The organism is Salegentibacter sediminis, assembly GCF_002078605.1.
Classification (GTDB): domain Bacteria; phylum Bacteroidota; class Bacteroidia; order Flavobacteriales; family Flavobacteriaceae; genus Salegentibacter; species Salegentibacter sediminis.
On sequence record NZ_MSJR01000001.1, the window covers coordinates 292002 to 317488 of the forward strand.

At 41.3% G+C, this 25487-nt stretch carries 24 protein-coding genes; 16 read left to right on the forward strand and 8 right to left on the reverse strand.

The genetic code is table 11. The features are described from left to right. Positions 1–190 precede the first annotated feature (190 nt). From BUW93_RS01390 to BUW93_RS01440, 11 genes are all read left to right on the forward strand, one after another. The gene (locus BUW93_RS01390) at positions 191–1132 is read left to right on the forward strand and encodes a ribose-phosphate pyrophosphokinase (RefSeq protein WP_081208459.1); all 942 of its coding nucleotides are present in this window, start codon (positions 191–193) and stop codon (positions 1130–1132) included. Between the two features lie 101 nt (positions 1133–1233). After that, complete coding sequence (locus tag BUW93_RS01395; protein ID WP_081208461.1) at positions 1234–1887, forward strand: 50S ribosomal protein L25/general stress protein Ctc; 654 nt, start codon at positions 1234–1236, stop codon at positions 1885–1887. A 129-nt stretch (positions 1888–2016) separates the two neighbouring features. After that, positions 2017–2646 carry an aminoacyl-tRNA hydrolase gene (gene pth, locus BUW93_RS01400; RefSeq protein WP_081208463.1) on the forward strand — a complete coding sequence of 210 codons (630 nt, stop codon included), beginning with the start codon at positions 2017–2019 and terminating at the stop codon, positions 2644–2646. Between the two features lie 7 nt (positions 2647–2653). Continuing rightward, positions 2654–3592, forward strand: a complete 939-nt coding sequence (locus BUW93_RS01405) for a bifunctional riboflavin kinase/FAD synthetase (RefSeq protein WP_081208465.1) — start codon at positions 2654–2656, stop codon at positions 3590–3592. Beyond that, positions 3582–4901: an HTTM domain-containing protein gene (locus BUW93_RS01410; protein ID WP_081208467.1), complete on the forward strand. Its 1320-nt coding sequence runs from the start codon at positions 3582–3584 to the stop codon at positions 4899–4901. The genes BUW93_RS01405 and BUW93_RS01410 overlap by 11 nt, the downstream gene beginning before the upstream one ends. Positions 4902–4955: 54 nt before the next feature. Next, positions 4956–6227, forward strand: a complete 1272-nt coding sequence (serS, locus tag BUW93_RS01415) for a serine--tRNA ligase (RefSeq protein WP_081208469.1) — start codon at positions 4956–4958, stop codon at positions 6225–6227. A 47-nt stretch (positions 6228–6274) separates the two neighbouring features. Then, complete coding sequence (locus BUW93_RS01420) at positions 6275–8056, forward strand: tetratricopeptide repeat protein (protein ID WP_081208471.1); 1782 nt, start codon at positions 6275–6277, stop codon at positions 8054–8056. A gap of 10 nt (positions 8057–8066) precedes the next feature. Continuing rightward, positions 8067–8384 (forward strand): DUF4286 family protein, encoded by a 318-nt coding sequence (locus BUW93_RS01425; RefSeq protein ID WP_081208473.1) that lies wholly within the window; start codon positions 8067–8069, stop codon positions 8382–8384. Between the two features lie 14 nt (positions 8385–8398). Beyond that, a complete protein-coding gene (rsmA, locus tag BUW93_RS01430) occupies positions 8399–9229 on the forward strand; it encodes a 16S rRNA (adenine(1518)-N(6)/adenine(1519)-N(6))-dimethyltransferase RsmA (RefSeq protein WP_081208475.1) in 831 nt (276 codons plus the stop codon). After that, a complete protein-coding gene (mgtE, locus tag BUW93_RS01435; protein WP_081208477.1) occupies positions 9207–10556 on the forward strand; it encodes a magnesium transporter in 1350 nt (449 codons plus the stop codon). The genes rsmA and mgtE overlap by 23 nt, the downstream gene beginning before the upstream one ends. 129 nt (positions 10557–10685) lie before the next feature. Further along, positions 10686–11666: a 2-hydroxyacid dehydrogenase gene (locus BUW93_RS01440; RefSeq protein ID WP_081208479.1), complete on the forward strand. Its 981-nt coding sequence runs from the start codon at positions 10686–10688 to the stop codon at positions 11664–11666. 74 nt (positions 11667–11740) lie between these two features. Here the strand turns inward: BUW93_RS01440 and BUW93_RS01445 are convergent, their stop codons facing one another. The 4 genes from BUW93_RS01445 to BUW93_RS01460 form a co-directional block, all read right to left on the reverse strand. Beyond that, positions 11741–12391: an SDR family oxidoreductase gene (locus tag BUW93_RS01445; protein ID WP_081208481.1), complete on the reverse strand. Its 651-nt coding sequence runs from the start codon at positions 12389–12391 to the stop codon at positions 11741–11743. 117 nt (positions 12392–12508) lie between these two features. Continuing rightward, complete coding sequence (locus BUW93_RS01450; protein WP_081208483.1) at positions 12509–13759, reverse strand: aspartate kinase; 1251 nt, start codon at positions 13757–13759, stop codon at positions 12509–12511. Continuing rightward, complete coding sequence (locus BUW93_RS01455) at positions 13756–14241, reverse strand: GNAT family N-acetyltransferase (RefSeq protein WP_081208485.1); 486 nt, start codon at positions 14239–14241, stop codon at positions 13756–13758. The genes BUW93_RS01450 and BUW93_RS01455 overlap by 4 nt, the downstream gene beginning before the upstream one ends. A 76-nt stretch (positions 14242–14317) precedes the next feature. Further along, positions 14318–14800 carry a GNAT family N-acetyltransferase gene (locus tag BUW93_RS01460; protein WP_081208487.1) on the reverse strand — a complete coding sequence of 161 codons (483 nt, stop codon included), beginning with the start codon at positions 14798–14800 and terminating at the stop codon, positions 14318–14320. Positions 14801–14904: 104 nt separating this feature from the next. On the opposite strand from BUW93_RS01460, the gene fbp reads away from it, so the two are divergent. Continuing rightward, the gene (gene fbp, locus BUW93_RS01465) at positions 14905–15912 is read left to right on the forward strand and encodes a class 1 fructose-bisphosphatase (RefSeq protein WP_081208489.1); all 1008 of its coding nucleotides are present in this window, start codon (positions 14905–14907) and stop codon (positions 15910–15912) included. Positions 15913–15983: 71 nt separating this feature from the next. Here the strand turns inward: fbp and BUW93_RS01470 are convergent, their stop codons facing one another. Next, complete coding sequence (locus BUW93_RS01470; protein ID WP_081208491.1) at positions 15984–16412, reverse strand: TerB family tellurite resistance protein; 429 nt, start codon at positions 16410–16412, stop codon at positions 15984–15986. Between the two features lie 160 nt (positions 16413–16572). Between BUW93_RS01470 and BUW93_RS01475 the strand changes: the two genes are divergently transcribed. The 3 genes from BUW93_RS01475 to BUW93_RS01485 are packed head-to-tail and all read left to right on the forward strand — an operon-like array spanning position 16573 to position 21727. Next, positions 16573–17592 (forward strand): ligase-associated DNA damage response exonuclease, encoded by a 1020-nt coding sequence (locus tag BUW93_RS01475; RefSeq protein WP_081208493.1) that lies wholly within the window; start codon positions 16573–16575, stop codon positions 17590–17592. 29 nt (positions 17593–17621) lie between these two features. Next, positions 17622–19217 (forward strand): ATP-dependent DNA ligase, encoded by a 1596-nt coding sequence (locus BUW93_RS01480; protein WP_081208495.1) that lies wholly within the window; start codon positions 17622–17624, stop codon positions 19215–19217. Between the two features lie 38 nt (positions 19218–19255). Beyond that, on the forward strand, positions 19256–21727 hold the full coding sequence (locus BUW93_RS01485; RefSeq protein ID WP_081208497.1) for a ligase-associated DNA damage response DEXH box helicase: 2472 nt from the start codon (positions 19256–19258) through the stop codon (positions 21725–21727). Position 21728: 1 nt separating this feature from the next. On the opposite strand, the gene BUW93_RS01490 is transcribed toward BUW93_RS01485, so the two are convergent. After that, entirely contained in the window at positions 21729–22235 is a 507-nt protein-coding gene (locus BUW93_RS01490) for a DUF1440 domain-containing protein (protein ID WP_081208499.1), read from the reverse strand. Positions 22236–22338: 103 nt separating this feature from the next. Between BUW93_RS01490 and BUW93_RS01495 the strand changes: the two genes are divergently transcribed. After that, positions 22339–23118, forward strand: a complete 780-nt coding sequence (locus BUW93_RS01495; RefSeq protein ID WP_081208501.1) for an amidohydrolase — start codon at positions 22339–22341, stop codon at positions 23116–23118. On the opposite strand, the gene BUW93_RS01500 is transcribed toward BUW93_RS01495, so the two are convergent. Both BUW93_RS01500 and BUW93_RS01505 read right to left on the reverse strand, forming a co-directional pair. Continuing rightward, the gene (locus BUW93_RS01500) at positions 23105–24718 is read right to left on the reverse strand and encodes an Ig-like domain-containing protein (RefSeq protein ID WP_081208502.1); all 1614 of its coding nucleotides are present in this window, start codon (positions 24716–24718) and stop codon (positions 23105–23107) included. The genes BUW93_RS01495 and BUW93_RS01500 overlap by 14 nt on opposite strands. 57 nt (positions 24719–24775) lie before the next feature. After that, on the reverse strand, positions 24776–25456 hold the full coding sequence (locus BUW93_RS01505; RefSeq protein WP_081208503.1) for a ComF family protein: 681 nt from the start codon (positions 25454–25456) through the stop codon (positions 24776–24778). Between the last annotated feature and the right edge of the window lie 31 nt (positions 25457–25487).

Below are 25487 nucleotides of genomic sequence, written 5' to 3' on the forward strand. Positions count from 1 at the left end.
CTGGTGGAGCGCAAAAGTATAAAAAATTTCTATTTTCGAAACCAGATTTTTGATTTTTTAAAGGGTTTTAGGAGCTTTTCCATAAGTTGCCTAAAATATTTTATAAGCAGTTGCGTGTTAGCGCTCTCAACCAGATATAATTTTTAAATTTGCGGCGCACAGTTTTAATAACACATAACAACACAACACCATGTCTAATTTCTATCCCGAGGCAAAGATCTTTAATTGTACCCAAAGCAGGGAACTTGCTGAGAAGATCGCAGCTTCCTATGGGTCTAAACTCGGAAATGTAATCACATCTACCTACAGCGACGGGGAATTTCAGCCTTCTTTTGAAGAATCGGTTCGCGGTTCACGGGTCTTTATTATCGGGTCAACCCACCCGGGTTCCGATCACCTTATGGAAATGCTTTTAATGCTTGACGCCGCCAAACGTGCTTCAGCCAGGCATATCACCGCAGTAATTCCATATTTTGGATGGGCAAGACAAGACCGAAAAGACAAACCCCGGGTTCCTATCGCAGCTAAAATGGTTGCCAGTATTCTGGAAACCGCAGGAGCTACAAGAATTATCACCATGGATCTTCACGCCGATCAAATCCAGGGGTTCTTTGAAAAGCCTGTAGATCATCTTTTTGCTTCCACGGTATTTCTTCCTCACTTGAGGGCATTAAACCTGGATAATCTAACCATCGCTTCTCCAGATATGGGAGGTTCAAAAAGAGCTTATGCCTATTCTAAAGCTTTAGAAAGCGATGTGGTGATTTGCTATAAACAACGAGCCAAAGCCAATAAAATTTCCCATATGGAATTAATCGGAAATGTGGAAGGTAAAAATGTGGTTTTGGTAGACGATATGGTAGACACCGCAGGAACCTTAACCAAAGCTGCCGATGTGATGATGGAGCGCGGAGCAATAAGCGTACGTGCTATTTGTACGCACCCGGTGCTATCTGGTGAGGCATACGAGCGAATTGAAAACTCGAAACTCCAGGAATTAATTGTTACCGATTCTATTCCTCTCAAAAAGAAAAGTAAAAAGATTAAAGTGGTAACCTGTGCCGATCTTGTTGCAGATGTGATGAAGCGGGTACATGAGAATGAGTCTATTAGCTCAAAATTTATTATGTAAGCTAATATGAATTAAAGGAAATAGAAATTTCCAAATAATTCATTTTTAAGTTTTTAAAAGCCGCGAAAAAGATTACTTTTGCAGCCTAAAATTTTTCAACAATGAAATCAATTACGATCAACGGATCTAAAAGAGAAAGCGTAGGAAAGAAAGCCACTAAGGCCCTGCGTAATGCTGGACAGGTTCCTTGCGTATTATACGGGGGAGATGCCAAGCCGTTGCACTTTGCAACAGAAGAAATTTCGTTTAACAATCTTGTGTACACCCCAGATGTGCATACTGTGGAAATTAAGTTTGAAGATGGTGATAAATTTAACGCCATTCTGCAGGACATCCAATTCCACCCGGTTACCGATGCTATTTTGCACGTAGATTTCTACCAGATTTCTGAAAACAAACCTATCACTATGGAAATTCCAATCCATACCGAAGGTGTTGCCAGAGGTGTTAAAAATGGTGGGGTTTTACGTTACAACTTACGTCGTTTAAAAGTAAGAGGTTTGGCGCAGGAACTGCCAGATTACATTACTGCTAATGTAACCAAGCTTAAAATTGGTCAGAAGCTTTACGTCACTGCCGTAGCAGACGAGAGCTATGAAATTCAGCATCCGGATAACACAGTAATTTGCCAGGTGAGAACATCTCGTAACATCGTTGCTATTGAGGACGAAGACGAAGATGAAGTACCAGCAGACGAAGTACCGGCAACTGAAACTGATGATACAGCTGCAGTAAAAGAAGGAGAGGATAATTAATTTTTCCTTTTTTGCAAAAACAAAAAAAGCATCCCTTAAGGGGTGCTTTTTTATTTAGGGATAGCCTGTGCTTTTTGGAGACTTCGTTGTAAAGAATTTTAATAATTTTATCTTTACCAAAACGAAACTATGCTTTCTTTCTTCGGAAGATTACTCAATACCAAAAAGCCCCGGGAAGAAGAAACCGAACCCATGAAGAAATTTTTGATCGTAGGCCTTGGGAATATTGGCCCCAAATATGAAAATACCCGTCATAATATTGGATTTAAAATCCTGGATTTCCTGGCAGAAAAAGAGGAGATCAGTTTTACAACCGATAAATTGGGCGATATCGCCCGTTTTAAATATAAAGGCCGAAGCTTCATTTTACTGAAGCCTTCCACTTATATGAATCTTAGTGGGAAAGCTGTTAATTACTGGCTTCAGAAAGAAAAAGTGCCACTGGAAAATATGCTGGTTATCACCGATGATCTCAATCTCGATTTCGGAACAATTCGATTGAAGACCAAAGGCAGTGACGGGGGGCATAATGGACTGAAAGATATCCAGAATACCCTGAACACTACTAAATATAACCGCTTTAGGTTCGGGATAAGCGATGAATTTTCTAAAGGTCAGCAGGTAGATTATGTCCTTGGAGAATGGGGGGAAGATGAACTTAAAAAACTTCCCGAAAGACTTGAGAAATCGCGTGAGCTAATAAAATCTTTTGGAACTGCCGGAGTTAATAACACTATGAATACCTTTAACGGAAAATAAGCAGGCTGTGAAAATACACAATGGAGCTAACGCCTTTAGCAGCGAGCGACAAACAGTGGTTACCATCGGTACCTTTGATGGGGTACACGCTGGCCACCGAAAAATAATAGACCGAATGGTTAATGCGGCCAAAGCCGGAAACCTGGAATCGGTGATCCTCACCTTTTTCCCGCACCCCCGTATGGTCTTGCAACAGGAATCTGATATAAAACTTATCAATACCATAGAGGAACGAAAACAGATACTTGCCGAAACAGGCATTGACCATCTTGTAGTGCACCCGTTTACCCGGCAGTTTTCACGACTCACCGCTCTGGAGTTCGTAAGGGATATCCTGGTAAATAAACTTAAGGCCAGCCACGTAATTATTGGTTACGATCATCGTTTTGGCCGAAACCGTACCGCCGATATCACCAACCTAAAGGAGTTTGGGGAGCAGTTTGGTTTTGAAGTAGAAGAGATTACCAAAGAAGAAGTAGACCAGGTAGCGGTGAGTTCCACTAAAATAAGAAAAGCCTTACAGGAAGGCCGTGTTGAACGTGCCAATAATTACCTCCAACAACCATTTTCCCTGTATGGCACCGTGATAAAAGGTAGAGGTTTGGGAAAAGATTTTAATTATCCCACGGCAAACCTCCATATTGCTGAAGAATATAAACTCATCCCAAAAAACGGGGTTTACGTGGCAAGAGCAGAAATTGAAGGGGAAATGTTTTTTGGAATGATGAATATCGGGACCAATCCTACCGTGGGTGGGGAAGAAAGAACTATTGAAACTTACTTTTTTAATCTCGACAAAGATCTATACGGAAAAAGCCTTAAGATTGAAATGTTGGTGAGAATAAGGGACGAAAAGAAATTCGATTCTGTTAATGCGCTTAAGAACGCGATGAAACAGGATGAGGCTTTTTCAAAGCAATACATCAAAGATAACTATGCTGAATAGATGGCTTTTTAAGCAAATCGATAATTCGGCACTCATTGTTTTTAGGGTGTTTTTTGGTTTGCTTATCACCATCGAGGCCTGGGGTTCGATCTGGACTGGTTGGATAAGGCGCGTCTTTATTGAACCGCAATTCACTTTTAATTTTATAGGTTTTGAGTTTCTTCAACCCCTGCCCGGGGATGGGATGATTTGGTATTACGGCATAATGGGGTTTTTGGGAATTTTTGTTATGCTCGGTTTTAAATACCGGCTAAGTATGTTTGCCTTCGGAATTATGTGGGCTTCGGTCTACCTGATGCAGAAGTCTTCCTACAATAATCACTATTATTTGTTGATGCTGCTTTGCATGATTTTTGTCTTTCTACCAATGCATCGCTATTTCTCCATAGATGCCTGGCGGAATAAAAATCTAAGAAGTATCTATATGCCGCGCTGGGTTTGGCTGGTGATAGTGCTTCAGCTTTGGATAGTCTTTACTTACGCTTCAATAGCAAAGATGTACCCCGATTGGCTGGATGGTACTCTCCCGGCAATTTTAATGAAAAGCAAGCAGGATTATTGGCTTGTAGGCGAATTCCTTCAGCAAGGATGGGTGCGCTACGCTATTGCGTATTTTGGATTATTATTCGATTTACTTATTATTCCTGCTCTTCTTTGGAAGAAAACAAGGTTTCCTGCTTTTCTATTAGCGATTTTCTTTCACCTCTTTAACAGCTTCATTTTTCATATTGGGATTTTCCCTTATCTCTCGCTGGCTTTTAGCCTTTTCTTCTTTCCTTCAGAAAAGATTAATAAATGGTTCCTCTTCCGCAGAAAACCCTATTATGACGCAGATGAGGTTATTGTGCCTAAATACAGAAACCTGATCGTTTTCCTCATTTCAGGCTGGTTTATCGTACAACTTTCTTTGCCTTTACGTCACTGGTTCTTTAAGGATAATGTGCTTTGGACGGAAGAAGGCCACCGGTTGAGCTGGCGTATGATGCTGCGTTCCAAAGCTGGGAAAAGCACTTTTAAGGTGGTGGAGAAAGGTTCGACCGATACTATTTATGTGAAAAAATCGGATTATCTCTCGCGAAAACAGTTACGTGCGGTGAACTCCAAACCCGATATGCTTTGGCAGTTTGCGCAACGCTTAAAAGAAGATTATGCCAGTCGTGGAAAAGAAATTGAAGTTTATATTGATTCCTGGGTGAGGGTGAATGGTCGCCCGGCAAGGCAGCTTATTGATCCCAAAGTTGATATGGCAGCTGAAAGATGGCAACATTTTAAACATAAAGACTGGATTTTACCCTCAAAATTAGACTAAAACTTTTCGTGGCTTTTGTTACATTTGCTGCTCCAAACCGGTAGAAACAAAGCTATGTTACAAGTTAATAATATCAGGGATCACAAAGAACAATATATTAAAGCGCTGGCCAAAAGAAATTTTGAGGCCTCAGCTATTCTGGATCAGGTTTTAGAACTTGATGAAACCCGCCGAAATACCCAGGCCAGGCTCGATGATATCCTTGCAGAATCTAACAGGCTTTCTAAAGAAATAGGAAAACTGTTCAAAAATGGCGAACATCAAAAAGCCAATTTGATCAAAGAAAAGACCGGAAAATTAAAGGAAGATTCCAAAGAGCTTTCAGAAAAGCTTACCGCCACAATACAGGAACTGGAGCAATTGCTTTATACTATTCCAAATGTGCCTCACGAATCTGTACCGGCAGGAGTTTCTGAAGAGGATAATGAAGAGGTTTTTAAAGAAGGAGAAATTCCGCAGTTGGAAAAGACAGCCCTTCCTCACTGGGAGCTTGCTAAAAAATATGATATTATAGATTTTGAACTCGGTAATAAGATCACGGGGGCAGGTTTTCCTGTTTATAAAGGTAAGGGTGCAAGGTTACAACGCGCCCTCATCACATATTTCCTTGACAAAGCTACCGAAGCCGGATATACCGAATTCCAGGTGCCTTTAATGATTAATGAAGCATCTGGTTTTGGCACAGGTCAACTTCCGGATAAGGAAGGCCAAATGTACCATATGGCTGAGGATAATCTTTTTATGATCCCAACGGCCGAGGTGCCTATAACTAACATGTTTCGCGACAATCTTTTAACCGATAAGGATTTCCCTATTTCCTGTACCGGCTATACCCCGTGTTTTAGAAGAGAAGCGGGTTCTTACGGAGCTCATGTGCGCGGGCTTAACCGTCTTCACCAGTTTGATAAAGTGGAATTGGTAAGAATTGAAAAACCTTCAGATTCGTATGCGGCTTTAGATAAAATGGTTGACCACGTAAAAGAACTGCTTCGGGAGCTCAAATTGCCTTACCGTATTTTGCGTTTATGTGGAGGTGACCTTGGGTTTACTTCGGCGCTAACTTATGATTTCGAGGTTTTCTCAACCGCCCAGGATCGTTGGTTGGAGATAAGTTCTGTTTCAAATTTTGAAACCTTCCAGGCCAACCGCTTAAAACTTCGGTATAAAAATAAAGAAGGTAAAAAAGAACTGGTACACACCTTAAACGGAAGCGCGTTGGCCCTGCCTCGCGTGCTTGCAGGAATCCTTGAGAACTACCAAACAGAAAAGGGGATTAATATCCCTGAGGTTCTGGTTTCCTATACCGGCTTTGATCGTATAGATTAAACTCCTGAAATTCACTGCAGAACAAGTCAAATCCTTATCTTTACAAGATGCGGAATTTGCTTTTTATAGCTGCCTTTTTTTGCTGGGTATTTCAACTTAATGCCCAGTCTCAGGAACTTGCCCAAAATTTCTTTGATCAGGGGGAATACGAAAAGGCCTTAAAAATCTACCAACAGCTAGCGAAGGACAATCCGGGGAATCCAGTTTTTTTCTATGGAGTGATATCTTCTTATCAGCAGCTGGAAAACTTTGATGCAGCTGAGGAGATGCTTCGGGAAAAGCTAGAAAACACTGCCAATAACCCTAATCTGCTTATAGAACTTGGTCATAATTTTGAATTAAGAAAAGAGGAAGAGAAAGCAGAAGAATTTTACAGGGAAGCTCTGGATGCTATAAACGCAAGGCCCAATTATGCCTATGGTATCGCCCGGGGTTTTGAAAAATATAATTTGCTTGAGGAAGCGGCCACAGCTTATGAAAAAGGGATGGCACTGCAGAGCGATCACAATTTCAATCTTCAGTTAGCCAGAATCTATGGTGAACAGGGGAAGCTCGAAAAAATGTTTGATAATTATCTCGATCTTATGGATGAAAATCCTAAGCTGTTTCACGTTGCTAACCGGGAATTTGGTCGCTATATCTCTGAGGATGCTGGATCTGAAGCGAATACGATTTTCCGTAAATTATTGCTGAAAAAACTGCAGGAGAATCCACAGGTTTTTTATAATGAAATGCTGGCCTGGCTATTTATTCAACAAAAAGAATTTGATAAAGCCTTTACCCAACAAAAGGCTGTATACCGCCGTGGGGAAGGGGGTTTACAGGATATACTTAACCTGGCTGTTCTCGCTGAAAGAGCCGGAGATACGCAGGCGGCCAAAAAAATTGTGGCTTATGCCATAGAAGAAGCCCCTTCAGAAAATATCGTGTTGCAGGGAAAGCGATTTCTGCTAAACCTGGCAGGTAAGGAGGCCACTACGAATTTCAGAGAGATCGAAATAGAATATCAGGAGCTTTTTGAAGAATTTGGGCTCGACCTAAACACACTGGATCTTCAGTTGGATTATGCACGCTTTCTAGCTTTTAAATCGGGGGAACGAGAACAGGCAATTGAGCAGCTTCGGGAACTATCAGAAATAACCCGTTCAAATTACGACAAGGGCCGGGTGAAAATGGAACTGGCAGATGTGTTGGTTTTGGAAGAGAAATTTAATGAAGCGCTTATTTACTACTCCCAGGTGCAGAATCTCATGAAAAATGACGCGATGTCTCAACAAGCCCGGTTTAAAGTAGCAAAAACCAGTTATTATAAGGGAGATTTTAAGTGGGCTAAAACCCAGCTGGACGTGCTTAAATCTTCTACCTCTCAGCTAATCGCTAACGATGCTATGGAACTCAGTTTATTGATTCAGGATAATTCTATTGAAGATACAGCTCAGGTGGCATTAAAAAAATACGCCAGGGCCGATTTAATGGCTTTCCAAGGGAAAAATGAAGATGCCATAGCATATCTGGACGAAATTCTTGCTAATCATAAAGGAGAGAAAATAGAAGATGAAGTTTTGCTGAAACAGGCAAAACTCTATGAAAAGAGTGGAGAATTTGAGAAGGCTGAATCGAATTACCTGGAAATCATCAGGCTTTTTAATACAGATATTCTTGCCGATAATGCTAATTATTACCTTGCCGAACTCTATGCGAAGAATCTCGATAATCCCGAAAGGGCAAAGGAATATTACGAGCAAATTATCTTTAACTTTGCCGACAGCATTTATTTTTTAGATGCCCGTAAAAAATTCCGTCGTCTTCGGGGCGATACCATCGAATAAAATATTCCCTATGTATATCTATAATGTTACTATTAATATTGAAGAGTCTATTCACGAGCAATGGCTCGACTGGATGAAATCTGAGCACATCCCTGATATGCTAAAAACCGGAAAATTCACAAAAGCTCTTATGACCCGGGTTATGATTAAAGAAGAAATGGGAGGCATCACCTACTCTGTACAGTATACTGCGCCAGATAAGGAAAGCCTTGAGAATTATTATCGCAATCACGCTCAGGACCTGCGTTCCCGGGGCAAGGCCTTTGAAGGAAAAATGGTAGCTTTTCGCACAGAACTCGAGGTAATCACCGAGCAGGAATCTAATTAGAACACCGATATTTAATGGGGAAATTTCGTAAAAAACATACAACTCACCTTGCAGATTCAGAAGTTAGAGCAAAAAAACATCTGGGGCAGCACTTCCTTACCGATGAAAATATTGCCGAAAGAATTGCAGATACCTTAAGCTTTTCGGGTTATAGAAAGGTACTTGAAATTGGGCCTGGGATGGGAGTGCTAACCAAATATTTGCTGAAAAAGGATACTGAAGTTCACGTGATCGAGATCGATACCGAAAGTGTGACCTATCTCCAGGAAAATTATCCCCAACTTCAAGGCAGGATTCACGAAAAGGATTTTTTGAAGTATAAGCTTTCTGAAATTTTTGGGGACGAAGCCTTTGCGGTAATCGGGAATTTCCCATATAATATTTCGACCCAGATCGTGTTCAAGGTTCTGGAAATGCGGGAGCAGATCCCTGAATTTTCCGGGATGTTCCAAAAAGAAGTTGCCAGGCGCATTTGCGAAAAAGAAGGCAATAAAACTTACGGGATCCTATCGGTTTTGGTCCAGGCGTTTTATGAAGCCGAATATCTTTTTACAGTTCCGCCCTCAGTTTTTAATCCGCCACCAAAGGTAGATAGTGGAGTCCTGAGGTTAACCCGAAAGGAAAACCTGAAACTGGCCTGCGATGAAAAACTTTTTTTCAGAGTTGTTAAAACAGCCTTTAACCAACGCCGAAAAACTCTTAGAAATAGCTTAAAAAGCTTCAATTTACCCGATAGTTTAAGGGAAGATGCTATATTTGGCAAGCGTCCTGAGCAACTGGGCTACGATGCATTTATTGAACTGACCTTAAAAATTCAGCCGTATGCAATTTCAGATCAGCAATGAGTTAATAGAAAAAATTAAATTCCTCGTCGAAGAAAAGAATAACGAGGAACTTCTTCTGCATCTGGAAGACGTGCACCACGCCGATATTGCTGAAATTCTTACCGAGCTAAGCCTGGAAGAAGCGGTTTATGTGGTTAAACTGCTGGACAGCCAGAAAACAGCCGAGGCTTTGATGGAGCTTGAGGAGAACGTGAGAGAACGCATTCTCGAAACCCTTACTCCCAAAGAAATTGCCGATGAGCTCGAGGAAATGGATACCGATGATGCCGCCGATATTATTTCTGAGCTTTCCCTGGAGCGACAGCAAAATGTCATCGCCGAAATGGCCGATGAGGAACACGCCGATAATATTGTCGAGCTCTTGCGCTATGATGAGGATTCTGCCGGGGGTCTTATGGCAAAAGAGCTCGTGAAGGTTAATGAAAACTGGAGTGTTACCGGCTGCATGACCGAAATGCGACAGCAGGCCGAAAATGTGACCCGGGTTCATTCTATTTATGTGGTAGACGACAAAAATAAATTAAAGGGTAGACTTTCCTTAAAAGATTTGCTTACCGCGCCAAGCCATGCCAATATCAGTGATGTTTACATCCCACAGGTAGATTATGTGAATGTGCATACCGATGGGGAAGAAGTAGCCCGAATAATGCAAAAATATGACCTGGAAGCTATCCCTGTTGTAGATGAGATGGGCCGATTGGTAGGTCGTGTTACCATTGACGATATCGTTGATTTCATCAAGGAGGAAGCTGAGAAGGATTATCAAATGGCAGCCGGTATCTCTGAAGGGGTAGAGGCTGATGATAATGTATGGCGTTTAACACGAGCCCGTCTGCCCTGGTTGGTACTTGGGCTTTTTGGAGGTTTAGGAAGTGTTTACGTGATGCAGGGTTTTGAAGAGGCTCTCGCCCGCTACCCGGTCCTGTTCTTTTTTACACCACTTATTGCAGCAATGGCAGGAAACGTAGGTGTTCAATCCAGTGCGATAATCGTCCAGGGTCTGGCAAACAATAATCTTAGAGGAAGCCTTTTTAATCGGCTTTTAAAAGAACTAAGTTTAAGCCTTATCAATGGGGTGGTACTGGGGTTATTAATCGTAATTTTTGGTCTTATAGTTGGACAACCGCAACTGGTAAGCCTTACCATAGCTATTTCATTGCTAAGCGTTATTATTTTAGCTGCATTAATAGGTACTTTTGTTCCTATTATCCTTGATAAGCGCGGAGTTGATCCCGCAATTGCCACAGGACCTTTTATTACCACCAGCAATGATATCTTTGGGATATTTCTCTTCTTTTATCTATCTAAAGTTATCCTTGGTTTTTAGAAGCTCTGCCTTCGATTTTTCCTGGTTTCGGCGTCATTCTTTATCTTTGTCTGTTGCATTTGCTATTTCAGATTAAAGTTTCTGAAAGTCAATTGTTTCACAATTTTTTAGAATTAAAACAAATAAAAAATGATCATATTACACGCCGATACCAATCATCCAACCCTTATGAAACAGCTGGAAGAAGCTGGCCATCATAATATTGAAGGCTACACTCAAACCAGAGAAGAAACGCTTGCTAATCAGCACTTATATGATGGGATCGTGATAAGAAGTCGGTATAGTATTGACAAAGAATTTATTGATGCTGCGCCAAACCTGAAATTTATCGCGAGAGTTGGTGCCGGTCTTGAGAGTATTGATGTGGACTATGCTAAAGAGCACAATATAGAACTTTTCTCTGCTCCTGAAGGAAATCGAAATGCCGTAGCCGAACATTCTTTGGGAATGCTTTTATCCCTATTTAATAAGCTGAACAAAGCCGATCGCGAAGTAAGAGACGGCCTGTGGCACCGTGAAGAAAATCGAGGCCTGGAACTTGACGGAAAAACGGTAGGAATTATAGGATATGGAAATATGGGAAAAGCTTTTGCTAAGAAACTGAAAGGTTTCGAGGTGGAGGTGCTTTGCTATGATATCAAGGAAAATATAGGAGATGAAAATGCCAAACAGGTCACTTTTGATGAATTTGTCAAAAAGGTAGATGTGGTTAGTCTGCACACCCCTTTAACTCCGGAAACCCACCAAATGGTGAATAAAGAATTCATCGGGAAATTCAAGAAAGCTTTCTGGTTCATCAATACCGCCCGTGGAAAAAGCGTGGTTACCGAAGATTTGGTAGAAGCCCTTAAAGATGGACAAATTCTGGGAGCAGGCCTGGACGTATTGGAATATGAAAAGGATTCTTTTGAGAGCCTTTTTTCGAATGAGAAAAAGATCGCCCTCAGTGTAGAAAACAAGATTCCCCGCGCAATGCAGGAGCTTATGTTTTTACAAAATGTTATTCTTAGTCCCCACGTTGCTGGTTGGACGGTAGAATCTCACGAAAGACTGGCCAGTGTTATCGCAAAGAAAATCATTGGGAAATTCGGGAAGGGAGACAAGAAATAGTATTTCCCGGAAATTAAGTTAAAAAAGGGCGGCTCAACGAAATATTCGTTGAAGCCGCCCTAATAATATAATTTTTAATTGTTCTGGCTTAATTCAATAAGAGCAGATTTTATAGATTCTTCACCCTCTAATGCTTCAAAAGCCATATTCTTGGCCAGTGGGTCGGCCAGGCACATTACCAATAAGAAAGCAACATCATCACGGGAGATTTCTCCGCGCTCGTCAAGTTTTGGCGCAATTTTTACTTTTGCCAGTCCAAGATCATCGGTTAAGGCGCCGGGTCTCACAATGGTGTAAGGAATCCCACTATCCACTAGATAATCATCGGCCTCTTTTTTGGCTTTCAGGTAATGTTCCAGTTCCTTATTTTGGGAAGGATCATCGGTTCCCATCGCGCTGAGCATGATAAATTTTTTCACCTTAAATTTTTTCGCAGCATCCACCATTTTTTTTGCACCTTCCTGATCTATGCTGGTGGTTTTTTCGGGCCCTGTCTTACTGCCAGATCCGGCTGCGAAGATCACCCGGTCTATCTTTTTAAACGCATGTTCCAGGTCCTCTTCAAGATTGGCAAAAACGGTTTCGACTTCCATATCATCGAACATTTGCTTTTGAGATTTATCCCGAATCATAGCGATGGGTTTAAAATTCTGAGTATTGTTAAGGATTTCTATCACCCTTTTTCCTGTATGTCCTGTCGCTCCTGCGATAAGTATCCTTTCCATAATTTTTTGTTGTTTTTTGTATATGCTGAAAGATAAGAATGAAATAAAAGTTTCCCTAAACCAAGCTTCAGAATAACATGAAATTAACAGGCATGGGAAGTAACCCGGTGTCGGTTTTTAATTGCGTGTTACCAATTGAACGGTGTCGCGGGTTATTTGCTTAAGAAGAATTTCTTTGTCTTTTTCCAGGCTGGCTATTGCATCATCATTAAAATGCCTGATGGTGTAAAGGGAAACACCCGTATTATATTTTACCCTGAACCTGGCTTTTAAGTGCTGAATAAGTTTCTCCAGCTTATTAAACCTGTTATCGACACAAACCGAAAAACTGATCGCTGAATTCTGGATGAGATCCACTTTCATCTGATAGAGGTGAAAAAGCCTGAAGATCTCACTAATATTTTCTTCCACCATAAATGAAAAGTCAAGGGAAGCAAGTGAAATAAGTACCAGCTCTTTTTTGACAATGAAGCAGGGTATCTCAGGCTCTATTCGGTTACCTCTTCTTACCGAAGTGCCTTTTCCATCAGGTTGGACAAAGGACTTAACGTAAAGCGGGATCTCCTTTTTCTGAAGGGGTTGCAGCGTTTTTGGGTGTATAACCGAAGCTCCATAGAAGGCGAGCTCGATTGCTTCTTCGTAAGAGATCTGGTTAAGCAGGGAGGTTTGAGTGAATTCCCGTGGATCGGCATTGAGTACTCCTGGTACATCCTTCCAGATGCTTAAGCTTTCAGCGTTAAGGCAATAAGCAAAGATCCCTGCGGTGTAATCACTTCCTTCGCGGCCCAGGGTAGTGGTGAAATTATCGGCATCTGAAGCTATGAACCCCTGGGTGATATTTACTTGATTTCTGTCAATATTTTTTTCGATTGCTTCCTGGGTTTCTTCCCAGTTTACCTGGGCGTCCCGGTAGGTACTGTCAGTCTTAATGACGGTTCTGGCATCCAGCCAGGTGTTTTTAAAATTATGGGAATTAAGATATTCACTAATTATTGTGGTAGAAAGCAATTCTCCGTAACTCACTATCTGGTCATACACATAATCATATCGCTTAGATTTATTATGCTTCATGAAATTCCGAATATCCTCAAGTAACCCGCTTATTTTTGAAAAAACCGGATGGGAGGGTTCGGCGAAGAGTTCTCTGGCAATTTCGAGATGAGAATTTTCAATTTCCTGAAGTTCCTCCGGAATCCTGGTTTCTTCCAGGTACTTCTTTACAATTTTTTCAATGGCATTAGTAGTTTTTCCCATCGCCGAAATTACGATAAGAAGTTTGCTATGGTCATTAGAAGTTAGTAAGTTAAAGAGGTTTTTTACTGCCTGAGGATCTTTTACCGAAGCTCCTCCAAACTTATATATTTTCATTCGAGTTTTTCAATGTTTTTCTGGATTCCGTTTTCGTCCATATGCACGGTGTACCAGTTTTTCTTAATATCGGCACCGGTGTTTTCATAGAATTCGATGGCATTTTTATTGCCTTCAGAAACGACCCACTCTACACGTCTAACGCCATTATCATAAGCATATTTTACTACCCGGTTGTAAAGAGCGCCACCCAGACCGGTACCACGCATTTTTTTGCGCACAATAAGATCTTCAAGATGAACGGTTCTACCTTTCCAGGTAGAAAAGCGGAAATAAACCAGGGCCATTCCTTCTATTCTGCCCTTAACATCGGCTACAAAGCATTTAAAGTGTTTCTCTTCAAAACCCTCTTTAATCAAATCGTCCAGATGTATCTCTACCTCATCGGCCGCATTTTCGTATTCGGCCAGTTCTTTTATAAGTTCAAGAACCGCAGGCATATCATCCCGTTTAGCTTCCCTAATTTTGTAATCAACACTCATGATTTCTGGTTTTAAAGTTGGTTATAATTCAAAATTAGGAATAGATTTATAAAATATACCGGGGCTTAGCTTTAAATTAACGTGTGTTTTTCAGATATTCGTCCATGGCCTGTTCATCCATTTGCACGGTGCACCAGTCATCAAAGACCAGAGCTCCACTTTTGGTATAGAAATTTTTCGCTGGAGTATTCCAGTCCAGCACTACCCATTCCACCCTTTTTACTCCTTGTTCTTTAGCGTATTCGATTACTTTAGTATAGAGCGCTTTACCTAAACCTTTCTGTCTAAACTTTTTTCTAATCACCAGGTCCTCGAGATGTACGGTCTTTCCTTTCCAGGTTGAATAGCGGTAATAACACAGTGCCATTCCCTCTATTTTACCATTTACTTCAGCAACAAAACAGATAAAAGATGGGTTTTCGCCAAAACCATCTCTTTTCAGGTCTTCGGCTGTGATTATCACGGCATCGGGTTCTTTTTCGAATTCGGCGAGCTCCTGAATTAACTCCAGAACTGCGGGCATGTCTTCGGGAACTGTTTTTCTAATAATATAGTCCATTTCGTACGATGTTTAGAACAAAAGTACAACTTGAAATAGATAATTAACGAAAACGTTGTAGCAAGTGTTTATTTTAAATATTTTTGGTCTATAAAATCAAAATAATGGCTAAACAATATCAAACCCTTGGGGAATTTATAATAGATAATCAGGCAGATTTCCCTTATTCTTCAGGCGAATTGTCCAGATTGATTAACTCCATACGCCTTGCGGCAAAAGTGGTAAACCACGAGGTGAATAAAGCCGGATTGGTTGATATTATCGGGGCTTACGGCGAAACCAATATCCAGGGAGAAGACCAGCAAAAACTGGATGTTTATGCCAATCAAAAATTTATTCAAACCCTTACCAACAGGGAGATCGTATGCGGAATAGCCTCCGAAGAAAACGATGATTTTATCACGATTTCAGGCTGTAACAACGACCATAAAAATAAGTACGTGGTCTTGATGGATCCGCTTGACGGGAGTTCTAATATTGATGTGAATGTTTCTGTAGGAACTATTTTTTCTGTTTATCGTCGGGTAACGCCTATTGGCACTCCGGTAACCAAAGAAGACTTTCTCCAGCCGGGGAATAAACAGGTGGCGGCCGGCTATATTATTTACGGTACTTCTACAATGCTGGTTTATACCACAGGTCATGGGGTGAATGGATTCACCCTGAATCCGGCTCTGGGTTCCTGGTATCTCTCGCATCCGGATATGAAATTTCCTGAAAACGGCAGAATTTATTCTATTAACGAGGGTAATTATGTCCATTTCCCGGAAGGTGTGAAAAAATACATCAAATACTGCCAGGAAGAAGACGACGACAGGCCTTATACTTCCAGGTATATCGGTTCCATGGTTTCTGATATTCACCGAAATATGATTAAAGGCGGAATATTCATTTACCCTAAAAGTTCAAAAGCTTTTAATGGCAAATTGCGACTACTCTATGAATGCAATCCTATGGCCTATATAATAGAACAGGCCGGAGGCAAGGCTAGCGATGGTTATTCCCGAATAATGGATATCCAACCCACAGAGTTACACCAGCGGGCACCATTTTTTGCAGGAAGCAAAAAAATGGTCGAGAAAGCCGAAGAGTTTATGAGGAAATTCCAGTAGAACTAATACTGGTTTAAAATAGAAAAATCCCACTCCAGTGGGATTTTTCCGTTTATTATTTCAATAAGATATCATTCCTTCTTATCAAGAAGAGATTTATAGTCTTCAAAGCTTATTTGTCCTGTGAAAATCTGGATAGACCGTTTGATAATAGCTTCAGAAGCCGCGCTGGAGAAGCCTAAGCCGATGGCGTAACGTTTAATTAGTTCCTCTTCCTCACGATCTATATGATTGTCGGCAAAAATAATTTTAAAAAGATCATGCAGGCGTTCCAGACGCTGTTCTACACTATTGCAGGAGCTAACAGGAAATTCCTGAGGATTTCTAACTACCGTTTTATATTCTGTTTCGGTAATGTCCATCTTATGAGCAAAGCGTTTTAAAAGGGTTTTCTCTTGTTCGTTGATCTCCCCATCCACACTTGCCAGGTTGACGATGCAGGCAAAATGGTTGATGTTTCGGAGGTGTTCCCCCGATCCGAATAAATCTGAAATTGACATTTATTTAGGTTTTATACTACAAATATAGCTAAAGCCAGAACCTTTTCCTTTTAAAAGTCTGCTAAAAAAGCAGATCGGTTTGGACTTTCGCTAATCTTTTCTTAATCCTTTTTTTATGAGGGGCAATTTGGGTATTTTCAAATATAAGCTCTGAAGAAAAATGGAAAAACCTCTATTAGTTTTTGATGATAAAGGTATTTATTGTGCCATTGCCGATGTCTACCTCGATCCCTGGAAACCGGTAGATAAAGCTATTATTTCTCCTGGCCACGCCGATCATTCCAGATGGGGGCACAAAAAATATATAACTCACCATACTAATATCCCCATTATAAAACACCGGTTGGGGGATATTGAAGTCAGCGGAAAGGAATGGAATGAAAGTTTTACAATCAACGGCGTAAAATTTTCACTTCATCCGGCCGGTCATATTATTGGGTCTAGCCAGATTCGGGTAGAATATAAGGGAGAGGTATGGGTTTTTAGTGGAGACTATAAAGATGAAAATGATGGCGTGGCGGTACCTTATGAACCGGTGAAGTGCCATACTTTTATTACCGAATGCACTTTCGGGCTACCCGCTTTTAAATGGCAAGCCCAGGAGGAGGTCTTCGAGGAGATCAATGCCTGGTGGCGACAGAATAAGGAAGACGGCAGAACTTCGGTGCTCTTTGGATATTCACTTGGCAAGGCCCAGCGCCTGCTCAAACATTTAGATGCTTCCATCGGAAAAATTTATACTCACGGCGCGATAGAAAACATGACAGAAGTACTCCGGTCTCAGTTAAAATTCCCGAAGACAACCAGAATTACCCGGGAAGTAAAAAAGGAGGAAATAAAAGGAAATATAGTAATTGCACCACCAAGCGCTCACGGCACGACCTGGATCAAAAAAATGACACCTTATGTTACCGCTTCAGCAAGTGGATGGATGATTTTTAGAGGAGCCAGAAGACGGCGAGCTATTGATCGTGGTTTTGTTCTATCAGATCATTGTGATTGGCAGGGCTTGCTGAAGTCTATAAAAGCTACAGAAGCTTCAAAGATCATATGTACTCACGGTTATACCGATATTTTTTCCCGATTTCTGTGCGAGCAGGGTTACGATGCCAGAACCGTAGCAACGCAATATGAAGGAGAAATGGGAGAATTGGAAACAAAAAATGAAACTGAAATTTAGATTTCCACCTTCACGGAAACTCCAGCGCTATGAAGAAATTTGCAGCATTAATAAAAACCTTGGATACCACCAATAAAACAAGCCTGAAGGTTGAGGCCCTCACTAATTATTTTAAAGAGGCACCCGAAAAGGATAAAGTCTGGACCATAGCAATTCTCTCGCACCGCCGGCCACCACGACCTGTAAATACAACCTTGATGCGCAACTGGGCTTCAGAATTGGCAGAAATTCCGCTGTGGTTATTTGAGGAATCCTATCATATCGTGGGAGACCTGGCAGAAACCATTGCCCTGGTAATTCCCCCGGCAGAGGAATCTTCAGAAAAAAGTTTGAATCAGTTTCTTCAGGAGATTATCGAGCTCAAGTCTCGAAGTGAAGAAGAAAAAAAAGACTATCTTCTCGAAAATTGGCTGGCGCTAAATTATTACGAACGTTTTGTCTTTACCAAACTTATCACTGGAAGTTTCAGGATAGGCGTGAGTCAGAAATTAATGACCCGGGCACTTTCCCGGGCTACAGATATCGATGAAGATATTCTGGCTTATAAAATGATGGGTAACTGGAATCCTTCCGAAACGAGCTTTTCAAGTCTTATTTTAGAAGAAAATGAAGAGGATTATTTATCTAAACCTTATCCGTTCTATCTGGCCTACGCCCTGGAAGGCGATGTGGAAGACCTGGGGGACGTTTCTCAATGGAGTGCCGAGCATAAATGGGATGGTATTCGCTCCCAGGTGATTGTTCGCAACGATGAATTATTCGTTTGGAGCCGGGGGGAAGAACTCGTAACCGATAAATACCCCGAATTTCAGGAGTTTGTAGGCACTATTCCTAATGGGACCGTATTAGATGCCGAGATTCTTTCTTATCCCAATGGGCAAATAGGAACTTTTAATGATCTTCAAACCCGAATTGGAAGGAAAAACATCAGTAAAAATCTGCTAAAAAAGAACCCGGTTATTCTTAAGGCATACGATATTTTGGAGTGGAAGGGAAAAGACATCAGGAATCATCCTTTTGCTGAAAGAAGAAAAATTCTCGAATTGCTTTATGCTGAGGTCTCTTCTGAAGATTTCCCACTGCATTTATCTGAGAAAATTTCGTTTCAATCCTGGGCGGAAGTGGCAGAAGAAAGAGAAAGAGCACGGGAAGAAAAATCGGAAGGCTTAATGTTGAAACGTCTTGATTCTCCTTACTTGGTGGGAAGAAAAAAAGGCGATTGGTGGAAATGGAAGGTCGACCCCCTTACGGTTGATGCGGTGCTTACCTATGCGATGCGTGGCCACGGAAGAAGGAGCAACCTCTTCACCGATTATACTTTCGGATTATGGGATGAAGAGAAAAAAGAGCTGGTAACCTTTGCTAAAGCATACTCCGGCCTCACCGATGCAGAATTCAGAAAACTGGATAACTGGATTAAAAAAAACACTCTGGAACGTTTTGGCCCTGTGCGAAGTGTAACTCCCCACCACGTTTTTGAGATCGCTTTTGAAGGGATAGCCGAATCTAAACGGCATAAAAGCGGAGTAGCAACCCGTTTTCCCAGGATGGTACGCTGGCGAACCGATAAGAATATCCACGAGGCAAATACGCTGGAAGAGTTGAAGGCATTGATACCTAAATAAACCATCCAATCTTTAAAACCAGTATGGTCCTTTCAGAAATGAACAAAAACCAACTTATAAAATTAGCCGAAACCTGGTTTGAACAACAGGACTGGAAGCCTTTTGCCTTTCAGAAACAAACCTGGGCGGCTTTTTTGCAGGGAAAAAATGGCCTGTTGAATGCCCCCACGGGTAGTGGAAAAACTTATGCGCTCTGGATCCCCATTGTTTTGGATTACATAAAAAATAACCCAGACTATAAAACTCAGCATAAAAAAGGACTAAAGGCGATCTGGATCACACCTCTTCGGGCGCTTTCGGTAGAAATTGAACAGGCGGCGAGCCGGTTTGCCGATGAATTGGGTAGCGGATTAACAGTTGGAATCCGCACCGGCGATACCTCTCAAAAAGAAAGAGCAGCTCAAAAAAGAGCTATGCCAGATCTTTTAATCACTACTCCTGAAAGCTTGCAGCTTTTGCTTTCTTCAAAGAATTACGATAAGACATTTAAAAATCTCAATGCCGTGGTTGTAGACGAATGGCATGAATTGCTGGGTACCAAACGCGGAGTGCAGATGGAGCTGGCTCTATCGAGATTGAAAAGCCTTTCTGAAAAGCTGAGAATCTGGGGAATTTCGGCTACGATTGGAAATCTCGAGCAGGCGCGGGAAGTTCTTTTAGGTCCCGACTCCGAAGCTTTCCAGAATTCGGTTTTGGTTAGAGCTAATCTTAAAAAGAAAATAAAGGTTCATTCGATTATTCCTGAGAAAATGGAAAGGTTTCCCTGGCGAGGGCATCTTGGCTTGCATTTAATAGATGAGGTGGTCCCGATTATAAAAAAATCGAGGACTACACTGCTTTTTACTAACACCCGCTCCCAGTGTGAATTATGGTTTCAAAAGCTCATTCATAAATACCCTGAATTTGCCGGGGAATTGGCGATGCATCATGGAAGCATCAATAAAGAAACCCGTCTATGGGTGGAACAGGCTATACGCAATGAAAGTTTAAAAGCCGTAGTGGCCACTTCCAGCCTGGACCTGGGAGTTGATTTTGCCCCGGTGGAGACCATAATACAGATAGGAGGACCCAAAGGGGTAGCCAGATTTTTACAACGCGCCGGGCGTAGTGGGCACAAACCCGGGCAGGAGAGTGTAATTTATTTTTTGCCCACCCACGCTATTGAACTCATTGAAGCTTCAGCACTGCAGAAAGCCGTAAAAACTATGGCTGTAGAAGACAGGATTCCCTACCTGCTTAGTTTTGATGTGTTAGTGCAGTATCTAACCACCCTGGCGGTTTCTAACGGGTTTTTTCCGAAGGAAATATGGCCGGAGGTGAAATCTACTTTTTGTTTCCAGGGAATTACAGAAGAGGAATGGCGCTGGGTCTTGAATTTTATCACGAAAGGAAGTCAGTGCCTGCAGGCATACGATGAATATAAAAAAGTAGAAATAGAAGAAGATGGCCGGTTTAAGGTGAATAATCGTGCCACTGCGATGAGACATCGTTTGCAAATAGGGACTATTGTGAGCGATGCGGTTTTAAGTGTAAAATACCTGAAAGGCGGTTATTTAGGTACCATTGAAGAATGGTTTATCTCTAAACTTAATCCCGGCGACGTCTTTACCTTCGCCGGGCGAAATCTCGAGTTGATACGAATTAAAAATATGCAGGTGCTGGTAAAGACCTCGAAACAAAAAACCTCCAAAGTTCCGAGCTGGGCAGGGGGAAGAATGACCTTTTCGGCGCAGATGAGTGAGCTACTGAGGGAAGAGATGTATACCGCGGCTGAATCGGTGAGCTCCGGTAAGAAAAAATCGGCAGAATTGCAGGCCATGCAACCTATTTTAAAAAGACAGCAAAAAGAATCTATTATTCCCGGCAAGGATGAATTTCTAATCGAAACTTTTAAAACCCGGGAAGGCTATCACGCGATATTTTACCCTTTTGAAGGAAGATTCGTGCACGAGGCACTGGGAAGTTTAATGGCATATCGAATTAGCTTACTCATGCCTGTAACTTTTTCGATCGCCTTTAACGATTATGGTTTTGAATTGCTTTCAGATCAGGAAATCGATATGCAGCAGGTTTTGGATAACGAGCTGTTTTCTTCAGCGTTTCTAATGGACGATTTATACAAAAGTTTGAATGCCACTGAAATGGCCCGAAGGAAATTCAGGGATATTGCGGTGATTGCGGGAATGGTCTTTACCGGATATCCGAATAAATTGATAAAAAGCAAACATCTTCAGAGCAATTCGCAATTGCTTTTTGGCGTGTTCAGAGATTATGAAGAAGATAATTTACTTTATCAACAGGCCTTTAGGGAAACCTTCGAGCATCAATTAGAGGAAGGCCGGTTGAGATTGGCGATGGAGCGAATAGCCTCCCAGGATATCGTATGGAAAAACTGCGAAAAACCCACCCCCTTTTCCTTTCCTATTATTACCGACAGGCTTCGGGAGAAATTGTCTTCAGAAAAGCTGGAAGACAGAATACGCCGGATGCTGGAGCAGCTCGAGAAATGATTTAATAGTTCTTCAGTTTCCTGTTTACATAATTTCTAACCAGCTCGGTGGTCACTCCAAAAAGTACGTGAGCAAATAACTCATTTGCCTGGGTTTTAAGCGGGATATCCTTTGGATTTTCTTCCAGGCCTATCAGTGGCAATGAGGTTTCATGAGTGGTAAACCAGGTGGTGCTACCAAGTATAACCCCATCAGTAATTTTAAGATGATCTTTGTCCTTTTTTCCGTAGCCATAAGCGGCTCCTACGCTTGCACCAATAGGGAAATTCACCAGCTGCTCGGCCAATGCTTCGTTTTGCACGCTTATAGGGCCGCCTGTAATCCTGGTAGAAAGATCATCTAAAACTTTGATCTGTGCTGAGCGTTGCTCCACTTTTCTTACCGGCAAGTAGCGTTCTACTATACTTTTAACCGCGGTTCCGGCGAGACCCCCCAGAAACCCCGAAATTAGTGCTCTTTGTGTATCAGGGGTGTAAGTATCTTTGTTTAAAAAGGCAGTTAGTTTCATGTCGTGTAAATTTTATTAGTTAAAGCTATTTAATAGCCCTTTTTTCTGCAATTGTTTAACATGTAATTGGGATGAGTTGTTTAAAATTTAATAATTTTAAGCTATGAGTAAATCACTAAATACAGCTTTGTTACAGGTAGACCTCACATGGGAAGACCCACAGGCTAACCGCAGTTTGTTTTCAAAAGAAATTAAAGCACTTTCAGATGAGGTAGACCTTATTATTTTGCCTGAAATGTTTACCACCGGTTTCAGCATGAATGCTGAAAAGTTAGCGGAAAGAAATGATGGTCTCAGTTTTAATTGGATGCGGGAGATGGCTGCACTTAAAAATGCTGCAGTAACCGGGAGCCTTATTATTACTGAAAACGGAAACTATTATAACCGTCTGTTCTTTGTCTTTCCCGACGGGAATTTTAAAATCTATGATAAGCGCCACACCTTCACCTTGGCCAAAGAAGATGAAACCTATACCGGCGGAAAAGAGAGGTTAATTGTGGAATATAAAGGATGGAAAATTTGTCCGCTTATTTGTTACGATCTCCGTTTTCCCATCTGGGCAAGAAATACTGAAGATTACGATCTTCTAATTTATGTTGCTAATTGGCCCGATAAGAGAGTGGCAGCCTGGGATGCGTTATTGAAAGCCAGAGCGATTGAAAATATGAGTTACTGCATCGGCATTAACCGAACCGGTACCGATGGTGGTGGCCATTTTTATTCAGGACATAGCGCGGCTTACGATTGTTTAGGAAAAAACTTAACGGGAGAGAACAGGGAATTGCCCTTTGTCGAGGAGGTTAGTCTGGATAAGAACCACCTGGAAAAAACCAGAAAGCAGTTAAAATTTCTTCAGGATAGAGATGAATTTACTCTAAAATAAAACTTTCGTTTAAATCCCAGTTAGAGCGAACCTCCAGGGTGTCACTATGATAAATAATCCTTTCTGCCTGGCGTTTCTCCAGGTAATTGCCGGTATCCCATTGCTGGTTGCCGTTATCATCTATAATTACGCGCACCAGGTATTTTGCCGGTTTCAGGAATCTGAAATTAAAATTTGTTTCGCTTTCTGAAAATCTTTCGGCTTGTACTTCCCCTTCCAGGTTGGTTAATTGAGCAATTATAGGGAAGTTGTTTACATTTTGAAGCCTTAGCATCACGCTGCCATATTCAGAATATGGTTTTGTAGTAATTTGCTGGTTGATGGTGTCGTTGGTCTTTCCGAAGAGATCGGTTAGGGCCCCGGGTAATGCCCGTATCTGGTATTTGTTGTTCTCTTCTTTCTCAAATTGAAGTTGAAGTTCATTTTTAATGAGTAAAAGTTCTGCAGAAAAATTTACTTCAGCCGAATCTTTATCGAGAATTCTTATCAGGTCTGCATTGCTTCCGACAAGGGGGGTATTGGCTCGAAATTTAAAGCTTTGGTTGAATTCGATATTTCCACTTGGTTCAGTGGTTACTTTAAGGGTGTCGCGTTCAAGTTCAGAAATCTTGGTAAAGAGCGTATCTCTCTTTTCAGGGCTCACTATTTCAAAAGAAAGGCTGTCTGATTCCGGTTTTTGGTTATACCAGTAATAAAGCGTATCGGTTTTGGGGTCTTTTATAATTCTAGAACGAAAGCCTTCAGGTTTTGCATTTAAAAGAGTAATCTCAAGACTATCCAAATCTGTAACTCCTTCATAGCCAAAAAGGATCTGGTTTCCTTTTAATAATTTGGGCCTTTGCACACTAAATTCCAGTTCTTCTTTAAAAAGCGTAATATGATAGCTGGTATCTGTTGGAAGGCTAATTGATTCTTCAATAAAGCCTATTTTTTCTGATTTAGGATTGAATTTATAATTAGCATTTTTATCCTGAATCGCGATCATTTTGTAAGTTCCTGCCTTAAGATTTTCGAGTTCAAAAGTGAAAACGCTATCCTTAGAATAGGTTACATATCTCGGGTTTTCTTTGTAGACGATAGAATCGGAATATGTAGAGTCCAGTTCATATAAAAAGATTGAAACCGGTGCTGTAAGCTCTTTTAGGGAAGCATCATCCACAGTGCCCTGCACCGAAAGCGAATCGAGATAATCTCCGGTAGAAAAAACATATTTAAAATAATCTAATTCATTGCCTTCATTATTATCTACTATACTTTTTCCGAAGTTGATGGTATAGGTGGTATTTTCCTGCAGGGTATCAAAGATCTCGATCCTGATATCTTTTCTTGCGCTTCCCAAAGGAAGAATGGTAGGCTTGGGATCCATAGGAGGCGAGATGATAATCTGCTCCTGGGGTTTGTTTAGTTTGATGTATTCGTTAAAATAGATGCGTATCTCATCACCCTTAAAGTTAGTGCTGAAATTTTCTGGGCTGGCCCTCAAAAATTTTGGGGGTTCCTCATCTTCGGGGCCTCCCTGTGGCATTCCTTTTTTTGCACATTGAACCATTCCCAGGGCCAGGACAATTACAAACAGAAAATTAGGAATTCGTTTAAGCATACTTTTGCGATGAATCTTTAGACAAAGAAACGATTATTTTGGGTTTTGTGGCAAACATCAATCGGTAATTGCCATACTTGCCAGGCTTATCTTTACTCCATTTATCTTTTGAAGCTTTAACACGCAAGCCTCCATAGTAGCGCCGGTTGTGATTAAATCGTCTACAAGCAGAAGGTGTTTTTTCTCAAGTTTTTCGGGATTTTCTATCATAAAAGTTTCGTCAATATTTCCCCAGCGGCTTAATCGTTTTTTCAGGGTTTGGGTAGTAGTGGCCGATTTTTTCACAAGAACGTCATCCACGTATAGGGCATCCAGGCTATTTGCGATCTCCTTCCCAAAACCCTCAACCTGATTAAAACCGCGGGATCTTAATTTTTTCCGGTGCAGCGGTACCGGTACCACCGCATCGATTTGGGTGTAAGCAGGAATTTTTGCCAGTTCCTCCCCAAGCCATTGTCCCAGGAAACTTCCTATTTCCCGATTGCCTCGATATTTAAGATTATGAATTAGTTGCTGAACCAGCCCCTTTTTTTTAAAATACAAGAGGGAAGTAGCATTTTCGATACTAAGTCTTCCTGAAAATACTTTTTTTGTAGCGTTCTCGTTATCAAGGTGGAAGTTAGTGAGTGGAAGCTCGTGAAGACAAGAAGTACATATAATAGTTTCGTGAGCAACTAATTCCGTTTCGCAAGCATTGCAAATTTTCGGGTAGAATAAATTAAGTAAATCGTGAAACATTTGTTAACATCTTGTCGGTTCCCTTACTAAA